The sequence below is a fragment of the Flavobacterium shii genome (assembly GCF_025847235.1).
Taxonomy (GTDB): Bacteria; Bacteroidota; Bacteroidia; order Flavobacteriales; family Flavobacteriaceae; genus Flavobacterium; species Flavobacterium shii.
In genome coordinates this window covers 454,975-467,371 of the sequence record NZ_JAOZEW010000001.1, presented here as the reverse complement: position 1 = coordinate 467,371, position 12,397 = coordinate 454,975, and the positions used below count along the sequence as shown (strand labels likewise).

10 protein-coding genes are annotated in these 12,397 nt (G+C 35.0%); 8 read left to right on the top strand and 2 right to left on the bottom strand.

Annotated features, from left to right (window positions below; genetic code table 11):
- Positions 1–5 precede the first annotated feature (5 nt).
- From OIU83_RS01965 to OIU83_RS01930, 8 genes are all read left to right on the top strand, one after another.
- Complete coding sequence (locus OIU83_RS01965) at positions 6–620, top strand: HPP family protein (RefSeq protein WP_264204597.1); 615 nt, start codon at positions 6–8, stop codon at positions 618–620.
- Positions 621–694: 74 nt separating this feature from the next.
- Positions 695–1,147: a LexA family protein gene (locus OIU83_RS01960; protein ID WP_035621066.1), complete on the top strand. Its 453-nt coding sequence runs from the start codon at positions 695–697 to the stop codon at positions 1,145–1,147.
- A 262-nt stretch (positions 1,148–1,409) separates the two neighbouring features.
- Entirely contained in the window at positions 1,410–2,669 is a 1,260-nt protein-coding gene (locus OIU83_RS01955; protein WP_264204596.1) for a Y-family DNA polymerase, read from the top strand.
- Positions 2,670–3,035: 366 nt separating this feature from the next.
- Complete coding sequence (locus OIU83_RS01950) at positions 3,036–3,404, top strand: hypothetical protein (RefSeq protein ID WP_264204595.1); 369 nt, start codon at positions 3,036–3,038, stop codon at positions 3,402–3,404.
- A gap of 122 nt (positions 3,405–3,526) precedes the next feature.
- Positions 3,527–4,390 (top strand): DUF3347 domain-containing protein, encoded by an 864-nt coding sequence (locus tag OIU83_RS01945; RefSeq protein WP_264204594.1) that lies wholly within the window; start codon positions 3,527–3,529, stop codon positions 4,388–4,390.
- Complete coding sequence (locus tag OIU83_RS01940) at positions 4,391–4,951, top strand: helix-turn-helix domain-containing protein (RefSeq protein WP_264204593.1); 561 nt, start codon at positions 4,391–4,393, stop codon at positions 4,949–4,951.
- A gap of 89 nt (positions 4,952–5,040) precedes the next feature.
- Complete coding sequence (locus tag OIU83_RS01935) at positions 5,041–7,845, top strand: heavy metal translocating P-type ATPase (protein ID WP_264204592.1); 2,805 nt, start codon at positions 5,041–5,043, stop codon at positions 7,843–7,845.
- Between the two features lie 10 nt (positions 7,846–7,855).
- Positions 7,856–10,111 carry a multicopper oxidase domain-containing protein gene (locus OIU83_RS01930; RefSeq protein WP_264204591.1) on the top strand — a complete coding sequence of 752 codons (2,256 nt, stop codon included), beginning with the start codon at positions 7,856–7,858 and terminating at the stop codon, positions 10,109–10,111.
- Between the two features lie 194 nt (positions 10,112–10,305).
- On the opposite strand, the gene OIU83_RS01925 is transcribed toward OIU83_RS01930, so the two are convergent.
- Complete coding sequence (locus OIU83_RS01925; RefSeq protein ID WP_264204590.1) at positions 10,306–11,355, bottom strand: AMP-binding protein; 1,050 nt, start codon at positions 11,353–11,355, stop codon at positions 10,306–10,308.
- Between the two features lie 10 nt (positions 11,356–11,365).
- Entirely contained in the window at positions 11,366–12,310 is a 945-nt protein-coding gene (locus tag OIU83_RS01920) for a CPBP family intramembrane glutamic endopeptidase (RefSeq protein WP_264204589.1), read from the bottom strand.
- Between the last annotated feature and the right edge of the window lie 87 nt (positions 12,311–12,397).

Sequence of the window (12,397 nt, the reverse complement as noted above, 5' to 3'; positions counted from 1 at the left end):
AATTTATGGGTGTTGACAAAATAAAAAGAAGCTACCGCAAAACAAGATATATACTTTACAAAGAAACCTTAGTCAATTCCAAAGAGATATTCTGGTCATTCCTAGGTTCGTTTGTAGGTATCGGAATAATCGCTTATACACAAACGCAACATTTTGCAGGTTCAGATTTAGTGTATTTAATCGGTTCGTTTGGAGCTTCGAGTGTTTTGGTTTACGGAGAAGTAAGAAGCCCGTTTTCGCAACCCCGTAACCTTGTGGGAGGTCATGTAATTTCGGCATTTATAGGTGTTACAGTACAACAATTGGCACCAGATATAGTTTGGATTACAGCACCTTTGGCAGTATCACTTTCTATTGTTTGTATGCAAGTAACCAAAACATTACACCCGCCAGGAGGAGCAACGGCACTTATTGCAGTTACAGGTTCTAGCCAACTAAAAGGGTTAGGATATTGGTACGTTTTATCACCAGTATTAACAGGAGTCTTAATATTACTTATAGTAGCTTTGGTATTTAATAACCTTACCTCATACCGCAAATACCCAAGTCATAATAAATACCACAATACATACCATAAGTTCCGAAGAAGATTAAGCAAGAAAATATCTCCAAATAGCTAAAGAACATACCCGTTGATAACTATTTAGTGCTAAATAGTAACAGGGAAAATATAACTTCCGTAATTTTGTAAACTATGAAATTACGAAGTTTAAATAACGACGACACAACCTTAGAATTTTACATTCCGGATTACTCATCAAAATTAGAAATTCCTTTTTTTGATGTAGGTATTAGCGCGGGATTTCCATCTCCTGCCGATGATTTTATCGAGCTAACGATAGACCTCAACAAAGAATTTATTAAAAATAAAGACACTACTTTTTTTGCCAAAGTAAAAGGGCATTCTATGAAAGATGTGGGAATAAGCGATGGCGATTTGTTGATTATCGATAAAAGTTTGGAACCCCAAAATAACAAAATTGCAGTTTGTCAAGTCGATGGTAAATTCACAGTAAAACGTATTAAAATAGAAAAAGATATTGTTTGGCTTATCGCCGAAAATGAAGATTACGAACCTATAAAAGTTACATCAGAAAATGAGCTTTTAATTTGGGGAATTGTAGTTCATTCGATAAAGTCTTTTTAATTATCAATTGTATTGGAATAGAACGCGGATTAAACAGATTCGCTATCGCGAAAACGCTGAAAAAAACGGATTTTTCTCTTTATGGATAGGGACACAATCTTTGTCAAAGTTTTAAACTTTGACAACAAAGATACATTAGCAGCTAATAAAAGATTTTTCCACAATCTAGTAATCGTAGAGACGCACCGCAGTGCGTCTAAACACACGCATACACACAGAGATTTTTGCAGAGAAATAAAAAGATAATCTCAAATAATATAAAATGTTTGCTTTAGTCGATTGTAATAATTTTTATGCCTCTTGCCAAAGGGTATTCGAACCACATTTGATAGGAAAACCAGTTGTTATCCTTTCTAATAATGATGGTTGTGTTATTGCGCGTTCTGATGAAGCAAAGTTAGCGGGAGTTCCGATGGGAGCACCAGCATTTAAATTTGAAGCACTGTTTAAAGAAAAGAATATTTATGTGTATTCTTCTAATTACGCATTGTACGGAGATATGAGTAATCGGGTAATGAATATGCTTAGAACATACACCCCCGATATCGAATTATATAGTATTGATGAAGCTTTCTTGAAATTTTCAGGTTTCGAATTATTCGATTTGAATGAATTGGGACTTGACATGCGAAAAAAGATTACAAGAGGAACAGGAATCCCTGTAAGTGTTGGCTTTGCTCCAACGAAAGCTTTGGCAAAAGTGGCAAATAAAATCGCAAGAAAATTTGCCGAAAGAACTCAAAATGTCTACACGATAGATACTGACGAGAAAAGAATCAAAGCCTTAAAATGGACAAAAATTGAAGACGTTTGGGGAATAGGACGGAAGCATGCCAAACGCTTAAAGCAAAAGAATATCCTAACCGCATATCAGTTTACACAATTATCGGATGCTTGGGTGCGTAAAGAAATGGCAGTTGTAGGACTCAGACTAAAACATGAGTTAGAAGGAAAATCAACACTTGACCTAGAACCACCACGAAATAAAAAGATGATTGCGACCACGCGTTCATTCGAAACTAAATATGCTACTTACGATGAGATTTCGGAGCGTGTAAGCACTTTTACCGCTTCGTGTGCCGAGAAATTAAGACGTCAGAATTGTCATTGCAATATGGTAACGGTTTTTATCCAGACAAATTATTTGGCAAACGATCAATCGCAATATTCCCGTAGTATTACTATACATACGGATTTCCCGACCAACTCAACAATCGAGCTGAATCAAGCCGCACAAAAAGGATTAAAGGAAATTTATAAAAGTGGATATTCGTATAAAAGAGCGGGAGTTGTTGTTATGGGCTTAACGCCAAATGACGAAACGCAACTTAATTTATTCAGTACTTCTAATCCGAAGCATCAACCATTGATGAGTGTTATCGATAAAATGAATTTAAGCTTTGGCGATAACAAAGTTAAATTTGGTGTACAATCATTAGGGCGACAATGGAAAATGAAACAAGAACGATTATCTCCCAAATTCTCTACGAAGCTTACAGATGTTATCACGATTGAAGTGTAATTTTTTGTTAGTATAGATTGTATTTATCTTTGATTGTCTAAAAAAATGGTACGCGGATGATACGGATTTACTAAAGTAAAGACGCGGATAAAAACTGATTTTTTCCTTTATGAACTAGGCTCGAATCTTTGTCAAAGTTTTGAACTTTGACAAAGATTGTATTGTAATTTTAGGAAGGAATATATTGTAGTCCTTCGACTCCGCTCAGGATGACAAAACTTGTGTAAATCCGTTTTTATCCGCGTTTTCGCGATAGCGAATCCGTATCATCCGCGTTCCATTCTTTTAAGTTCCATTACCACAACTCACCCACATAATTTTAGCATTAAAAAAAATATGTTGTATCTTTGAATTTCAAAATTTTAGATGATTTCAAAAACTCACATATTCTTTTTTGTTTTCTTGTTTGGGCTCTTTTTGATGCCGATGCAAGCAGAAGCGTGTGGAAGGAAATCTGAAAAAAAGAAACATACAACCGAAAAAACACAAAAAAAATCAACTGCTGATTGTTGTGGTTCTAAGTCCAATAAAAAAGGAAAAGAAGGTTGTAATGATAAATGCAGCCATTCTAATTGCCGTTGCGTTACCATTATTTCAGTACTTACTTCTGAGAAATGGGAAGAAGTTGAATTGAATTGTTTTAATTTTTCTAATAAAGAACAATTCTTTGATGCTTATGAAGATGCTTTATCTTCAGGATTTTATACTATTTGGTCTCCGCCAAAAATAAGCTAAAAGTTTTCTGTGACAGCCATAAGTGCGTCTACTATAAAACGTTAACTTTAGGTATTCAAAAAAAATTAATATCAAATAACGTACGAGAGTTTGCTAATTCTTGATACATAAATTATAAGAAAATGAAATTAATAAAAACTTTATTGGTAGCAGTCGTTGCATTGCTATCATTCACTGCATGTGATGCAAAAATTAAAAACGCAAAAACGGAAACAGTAAAAATATTTGGTAACTGCGAAATGTGTAAAAAAACAATCGAGAAAGCAGGGAATTTAAAAAACATTGCTGAAGTAGATTGGAATGAAAAATCTAAAATGGCAACGCTTACTTATGATGCAACCAAAACAAATAGTGATGAAATCTTAAAACGTGTTGCACTAGCAGGATATGACAGCAATGAGTTTTTGGCACCAAATGATGCTTATGCAAAACTTCCTGAATGTTGCCAATATGAGCGAAATACTAAAAAAATGGCAATGGTTGTTCCTGCGGAGAAAATGAATCATGATGCGCATGCAAACCACAAAATGGCTTCTTCGGATGTTGACCAAAAAGCAACTATCTTAAAACCTGTTTTTGATGCTTATTTCGGAATCAAAGATGCCTTGGTAAAAACAGATGGCGCTACAGCTTCGGCGAAAGCCAAAACATTAGTTACTGCTATAAACGGAGTAAAAATGGAAAGTTTGCCAATGGATGTACACATGGTTTGGATGAAAGTTTTAAAAGACTTAAAAGAAGATGCTGAACATATTGCTGATACAAAAGATGCTACACACCAAAGAGACCATTTTGGGACATTATCTAAAAATGTATATGCATTACTAAAAGTTTCAAAAGGAGAAACACCTACTTATTATCAGTTTTGTCCAATGGCAAATAATGGTAAAGGAGCAAACTGGTTGAGTAAAGAAAGTGCCATTAAAAACCCATATTATGGTTCGAAAATGTTGAGCTGTGGTAGTACTGTAGAAACTATCAAATAAATGAAGCTATATATTAAAAACATGGTTTGCAGTCGCTGTAAAATGGTCGTGAAGTCGGAGTTAGAAAAACTCGGGCTTCATCCGATTACAGTAGAGCTAGGTGAAGTAGAAATACAAGAAGCAGAAATAGATTCTTTAAAAGAAGGTTTAGTAGAAGTCTTGAATTCTTTGGGTTTTGAACTTATAGATGATAAAAAAAGCAAGATTATTGAGAAAACTAAAACCTTGATTATCGAGTTGGTTCATTATAAAAACAATGACCTCAGCACTAATTTATCCCATTATTTATCGACCAATTTACAACACGACTACAATTCGTTGAGTAATCTTTTTACGGAAGTAGAAGGAACGACTATTGAAAAATATTTTATCTCTCAGAAAATAGAGAAGGTAAAAGAGTTGCTTATATACGATGAATTAAGTCTGAGCGAAATTGCTTTTCAGCTTCAATATAGTAGTGTTGCACATCTGAGTAATCAATTTAAAAAAGTAACAGGATTTTCTCCAACTTATTATAAACAGTTGAAAGACAAGAAGCGGAAACAATTAGAGGATTTGTAAATCTTATAAATCATAACCAAAATTGTACAAGCTTATATAGGCATTATTTTAGAAATTTGTTAAAGAAAAATTCATAAAAAAATAAAGCAATGACTCATACTTATACAATCACGGGAATGACTTGCGATGGATGTCGTACTAAAGTAGAAAAAACATTAAATGCTATCGAGGGAATTGAGGCAAGTGTTACTTTAAATCCTCCATTGGCAACGATTACGATGGAAAAACATATTCCGACGGAGCAACTGCAAGCAGCATTAATTGCGGTTGGAAAGTATAGCATTGAAATGGCTATGAATCACGGACATGAAAAACCTGCAGACAAGTCTAGTACTACAGGGCATGGAGATAAGAAATCAATAATGACTCATACTTATACTATTACAGGAATGACTTGTGATGGATGTCGTACGAAAGTAGAAAAAGTATTAAATACAGTCGAAGGAATTGAGGCAAGTGTAACTTTAGATCCTCCGTTGGCAACAATTAAGATGGAAAAACATATTCCGACAGTGAAAATGCAAGAAGCATTAACTGCAGTTGGAAAGTATACCATTGAAATGACAATGAATCATGGACAAGAAAAACCTACAAGCAAATCATGCTGTAGTGCAGATGGACATGAGCACAATCATGACCATAAAAAAGTAGCTGTACCGCATAATCATGCGGGAGGTAAATATTATTGCCCAATGCATTGCGAAGGCGACAAAATGTATGATAAAGCGGGAGATTGTCCTGTATGTGGAATGGACTTAATACAAGAACCAGCTGCTATACAGGTACAACAATATACCTGCCCGATGCACCCAGAAGTTATTACTAATGGACCAGGTTCATGCCCGATTTGCGGAATGGATTTAGTACCAATGGAGCCAACAGATACTGAGGAGAACAAGGTATATAAAGAGTTATTGCAAAAAATGAAAATTGCAATACTCTTTACTGTTCCTATCTTTTTTATTGCCATGATAGAAATGATGCACGACAATCCGTTATTAAAAATAATGGATGTTGGAAAATGGAATTGGGTTCAACTACTTTTTTCGCTTCCAGTGATTTTTTACGCAGGTTGGATGTTTTTCGTTCGCGGATGGAAATCAATCGTAACTTGGAATTTAAATATGTTTACCCTTATCGCGATTGGTACAGGAATGGCATTTTTATTTAGTATCGTTGGAATGTTTTTTCCAGATGTATTCCCAGAAGAATTTAAATCAGGACACGGAACAATTCATCTTTATTTTGAAGCAGCAACAGTAATTATTACGCTGGTTTTATTAGGGCAATTGCTAGAAGCTCGTGCGCACAGCCAAACCAGTGGTGCAATAAAAGAATTATTGAAATTAGCACCAACAGAAGCGACGCTGGTAATAGATGGTGTTGATAAAGTAATTGCTATTCATGATATTAAAAAAGGAGATTTACTACGAGTAAAACCCGGAGATAAAATTCCTGTAGACGGAAAAATCACAACAGGAGAAAGTACGATAGACGAATCGATGATTACTGGAGAACCTATTCCTGTGGATAAAAAGGTAGGTGATGTAGTATCTTCAGGAACTATCAACGGGAACAAATCATTTGTTATGATTGCAGAGAAAGTAGGTTCAGAAACCTTGCTTTCGCAAATTATACAAATGGTTAATAATGCGAGCCGTTCTAGAGCACCAATCCAGAAATTGGCCGATAGTATTGCTAAATATTTTGTGCCAATTGTTGTTATTATTTCTATACTTACTTTTTTAATTTGGGCTAAATTTGGACCAGAACCAGCTATGGTTTACGGATTTATTAATGCAATTGCAGTATTAATAATTGCTTGCCCATGTGCGTTAGGTTTAGCCACACCAATGTCAGTAATGGTAGGAGTTGGTAAAGGAGCACAATCGGGAATTCTGATAAAAAATGCCGAAGCTTTAGAAAAAATGGACAAAGTAAATGTTCTGATAACTGATAAAACGGGAACAATTACAGAGGGAAAACCTTCGGTAGAGAAAATTGTTGCACTACAATATTCAGAAGATGAACTGCTACAATACATCGCATCTTTAAATCAGTATAGCGAGCATCCTTTGGCGGAAGCCGTAGTAAAATTTGCAAAAGCTAAAAATGTTTCTTTGACGAAAGTCGATGATTTTGAAAACATCGCAGGAAAAGGAGTTATCGGAACTGCTATTGATAAAAAGATTGCATTAGGAAATAAAAAATTAATGGAGCAAGTAGGAGCAATTGTTTCTGGTGCTATCGAAGAAAAAATTATTGCCGAACAAAAACTAGGAAAAACAGTTTCGTACATCGCCATAGATAAAAATGTAGTAGGATTTGTTACGATAACAGATGCTATAAAAGCGACGAGTGCAGCAGCTATAAAAGAATTAATGCGTCAGGGAGTTGAGGTAATCATGCTTACGGGAGATAATATAAATACTGCCAAAGCGGTTGCCGATGAGTTGCATTTAACCTCTTTTCAGGCAGGTTGTTTGCCAGAAGATAAATTAAAAGTAATCGAAAAATTACAAGCCGAAGGAAAAATTGTTGCTATGGCGGGAGACGGTATAAATGATGCACCTGCTCTGGCACAATCGGATATTGGGATTGCAATGGGAACAGGAACAGATGTTGCGATAGAAAGTGCTAAGATAACTTTGGTAAAAGGAGATTTGCAAGGAATTGTAAAAGCAAAAAACCTGAGTCACGCAGTAATGAGCAACATCAAACAAAATCTATTCTTTGCTTTTATATATAATGTCTTAGGCGTACCTGTTGCTGCGGGAGTTTTATATCCGTTCTTCGGAATATTGCTTTCTCCTATGATTGCTGCTTTGGCAATGAGTTTTAGTTCCGTATCAGTTATCGTGAATGCATTGCGATTAAGAAGTTTAAAACTTTAAAAACTAAAAGATGAAAATTTATCCAATACTTATATTATTGCTTTTTGCGATAAGCATAACCGCACAAAAAATCGTGAGGTATGATTTATATGTAAAAGATACGTTGGTAAATTTTACAGGAAAATCCAAAAGGGCAATTGCTGTTAATGGACAAATTCCTATGCCAACGCTTACTTTTACCGAAGGAGATATTGCCGAAATTCATGTACATAATCAGTTAAAGGAAAGCACATCTTTGCATTGGCATGGTATATTTTTGCCAAATCAGGAAGATGGAGTTCCTTTCCTTACACAAATGCCAATAAAACCGGGAGAAACGTATGTGTATAAGTTTCCTGTTATCCAAAACGGAACACATTGGTATCATAGCCATAGCGGAATGCAAGAGCAAATCGGGATGTATGGTTCATTGATAATGAAGAAAAAACTTGATGATCCTGATTTTAGAAAAGGGATTGATGATTTGCCTACAATTCCTGTTATGCTTAGCGAATGGACAGATTATAATCCGGATAATGTACATAGAATGTTGCATAATGCTTCGGATTGGTTTGCGATTAAAAAAGGAACAACCCAAAGTTATACCGAAGCCATAAAAGCAGGTCATTTTAAAACCAAAGTCAACAACGAATGGAAACGTATGATGGCAATGGATGTAAGCGATGTGTATTATGATGCTTTTTTGATTAACGGAAAAAAAGAAAATGAATTTCCTCAACCATTTAAAGCGGGAGATAAAGTACGATTAAGAATTTCTAACGGAGGAGCTTCGTCTTATTTCTGGCTAACATACGCTGGGGGGAAAATTACGGTCGTAGCCAATGATGGAAATGACGTAGTTCCTGTAGAAGTAGACAGACTGATTATTGGAGTATCCGAAACTTATGATGTTGTGGTTACAATTCCTGCCGATGATACTGCTTTTGAATTTTTGGCTACGCCAGAAGACCGAACAAAATCGACTTCGATTTATCTAGGAAAAGGAATAAAACAATTGACAAGTCCTTTACCAAAACTCGATTATTTTGAGGGAATGAAAATGATGAACGGCATGATGAACATGGACGGAACCATGAACGAGATGGGAATGGGTATGAGTTTGCAAAAAATGGATATGAACGCTGTAATGTATCCAGAGATTACAGGAAGTGGAACTAAAGAAATGAAACATACTCCCGAAGAACCAATGAAAATGGACGATGGAGGAAAAATGGATCATTCAAACCATAATATGGAAGCTAGTTCTACAGATATTGTAACATTAAATTACAGTATGCTAAAATCGCCTACGGTAACTACATTGCCTAAAGATGCTCCGGTAAGAGAATTACGTTTTGAGTTAACAGGAAACATGAATCGGTATTTGTGGAGTATGGATAATAAAGTATTATCCGAGTCGGATAAGATTTTAATTAAAAAAGGAGAAACATTACGAATCGTACTGTACAATAACTCGATGATGCGCCACCCGATGCATTTACACGGGCATGACTTTAGAGTATTAAACGGACAAGGCGAATATTCCCCCTTAAAAAATGTGTTGGATATTATGCCAATGGAAACTGACACAATTGAGTTTAGTGCCAATGCCGATGGAGACTGGTTTTTTCATTGTCATATTTTATATCATATGATGGCGGGAATGAATCGTGTTTTTAGTTATGAGAATTCAGCACCAAATCCGTTATTGCCAGACAAAGCATGGGCGTACCGACAATTACAAAAAGAAAGTAATATGAGCCATCTTATGGCCGAGAATGATTTTGCAACCAATGGGAATGATGGTAGAGCAATGGTACAAAATGCACGTTGGAGTTTTGGTACCGAGTGGAGGTTAGGATATAACGATATGCATGGTTATGAAACCGAAACCCATATTGGGCGATATATTGGCAAGAATCAATGGTTCATGCCGTTTATAGGTTTTGACTGGCGTTACAGAAAATTTGGACATGACGAGGAAGAGAAAAATATGTTCGGACAAAGGAATACCAAAGACAATCGTTCTGTACTAAGTATTGGGGCGGATTATACATTACCGTGGTTGGTTATAGCACAAGCCGAAGTCTTTACAGATGGAAAAGTGAGGATGCAATTATCCCGAGAAGACATTCCGATTTCGCCAAGAATACGAATGGCTTTTATGGTAAATACAGACAAAGAATATATGGGAGGTTTAAAATATATTCTGACCAAAAACTCAGGAATTTCTACACACTATGATAGCGATATGGGTTGGGGATTTGGTTTAACGCTTAATTATTAATCTCTTATTATCCTGCAAGTTTTTTTTTCAACCTTGTAGGTATTTGTTTTGTGTAAAAGAGAAATGTTAATCTGTATTCTAAAAGAAAACCATATAAGTTATGTAAGTCCATTTAAGTTTTAAAAACTTATATTTTCTTATATAACTTATATCGTTAAACTAAAATATTATTTTTCGTTAATCGCTTTCTTGGGTTACAAATTATACAGATAACTTTTCTTGCGGATGATTTTTCCGTTTTCGGTTTCTTTAAATTTAGGAACAAAAATAACTTCTTTCGGTTTTTGGTATTTATCCAGACTATCAAATATTATGTTATCAATAGGATGTTTTTCGCCTTCGATAACCAAAACCAACTTTTCGCCAAGAGCCGTATCAGGAACACCAATTACAAAATATCGGGCATCTATTTTTCCAGAAAGCTTTTCTTCTATTTGCTCTGGAATTAGTTTTATACCACCACTATTAATAACGTTATCAATTCTTCCTAAAAATATAAACTGATGGGCGTTTACCAATTCTACAATATCATTGGTTACGATTGTTTCGCTAGAAATTGTAGGTGCATTAATAACAAGACAATTTCTATCATCTTGCGATATTTGTACGTGAGGTAAAACCGTAAATGTTTTTTCGCCAACTTGTTTAGCTGCAATATGAGTAATAGTCTCGGTCATGCCGTACGTTTCGTACACTTTTGTTTTTAGTTTAGATACACTTTTTATAAGTGTAGCATCCATTGCGGCACCGCCTACAATAAGTTTTTTTACATTTTTAAGTTCAGATAATGAATTCTGAACCTGTAAAGGAACCATTGCGACAAAATCGTATTTAGTCGTGTTGTTTGTGAGAGGATGTAGGCTAGGAGCCACAAAATCAACATCCAGACCTAGAATCAAACTCCTTACAATCATCATTTTTCCAGCAATATATTGAGTAGGCAAGCAATGTAATGCTTTATCTCCAGGATGTAAATCAAAGAAATCTCCTGTTGCAAGAGCCGACTCAATCATGGCTTGTTTTTGTAACTGAATCACTTTTGGAGCTCCCGTAGTTCCCGAGGTAGTTATCTCGATATAAGATTTCTCATCAAACCAATCCAGGATAAATTCACCAATGGATCTTTCATAAGCTTCACCTTCTTTAACGAAGCTATAAGCTATCTGAGACAAGTCTTCTCCATTAAAATGGTCGCCATTTAGTTTGAAGAAATTGTGAACGTTTTTATATGTTATTTTTGACATTTGAGTTAAGTTATAGTTTAGTGGTTTCAGACTTATTTTCAATAACGATTTCACCCGTTAATTTTTCTTTCCAATTTGTCCAGTTGTATTTTTTGCTAAAAATATATAGCATGATAGGATAAATAATAATTACTGGTAAAATAACATCTACGCCAGCCGAGGGATCAGAAATGTCTTTAAAAACCGAATTTGTTTGGAATGCAGACCAATCCGAAGTTACCAATAAGGCACCTACTAAATTATTTGCGGCATGAAATCCTAGGGCAAGTTCTATTCCTTCATCCATTAAAGTAATAATTCCTAAAAATAATCCGGTACCAATGTAATATACCATAATGATATAACCCATCTTGGATACTTCGGGATTAAAAATGTGCATAGTGCCAAATATTACCGATGTCATTAATAACGGAAACCATTTGTTTCTGGACAAATTTGCAAATCCTTGCATTAAATAACCACGAAAAACATATTCTTCGGTACTTGTTTGAATAGGGATTAAAAAAGCACCAATTATAAATAGAATTGCAAACGGTATAGGTTTAAAATTCATTACAAAATCTTCTGGGCTCAGGTAATAAAGTAAAATTGTTAGTACTGCTGTGAAAGTTCCCCAAAGGGTAAATGAAAAAAAGATACGGTTCCAATCTGTTTTTGGTCTTGAAGTGGTTACCGATAAAAAGGTTTGATGGTGTATATAACGTACTACAAAGTATATTCCTGCCAGAGCAAATGCAAATGAAATCAAGATAAGAAACAAGGTTACATTAGGTTCAAAAACCTTCATCATGCCAGTTTCGGTAGTTGGATAAGGGATTTTATTAACAAGAGTCTGGTATAGTATGGCGAGAATAAGCGGAATCTGTCCAACAAATGATGCTGTTATAATAAAGACGGAACCTAATAAATATTTCCAAAATTTGTTTTCTTCTTTAACTCCTTGTTCTAGAAACATGTATTTTAATTTAAAATAGTACTTTGATTTATTGCATAAATCTTATTTTTGCTTGCACTAATTTACCTTTTTTTATTTCAATTAGCT